1 protein-coding gene is annotated in these 320 nt (G+C 58.1%); it reads left to right on the forward strand.

Annotated features, from left to right (window positions below; genetic code table 11):
- A partial coding sequence (locus OZ411_RS43250; RefSeq protein WP_282532845.1) for an SDR family NAD(P)-dependent oxidoreductase occupies window positions 1-320 on the forward strand: 320 nt, incomplete at both ends.

A 320-nucleotide genomic window follows, 5' to 3' on the forward strand; every position in this document is an offset into this window, starting at 1 on the left:
GCGATGTCGAAAAAACGCGGACTGCAATCGAGAAAGATTTCGGAGTGAAGGCTATCTATTCGCCCGCCGATACGGGCGAGCCGATGGAAATCGCCAACATGATCTCGTTCGCCGAGAGGACGTTTGGGAGCGTGGACGTGCTCGTCAACAATGCCGGCATCCAGCATGTCTCGCCGATCGAGGATTTTCCGGTCGAAAAGTGGGACGCAGTGATCGCAATCAACCTCTCCGCCGCATTCCATGCGATCCGTGCCGTTACTCCCGGCATGAAGCAACGAGGCTGGGGCCGAATCATCACCACGGCCTCGGCGCATTCGCTG

It is taken from the genome of Bradyrhizobium sp. Arg237L (assembly GCF_029990105.1).
Taxonomy (GTDB): domain Bacteria; phylum Pseudomonadota; class Alphaproteobacteria; order Rhizobiales; family Xanthobacteraceae; genus Bradyrhizobium.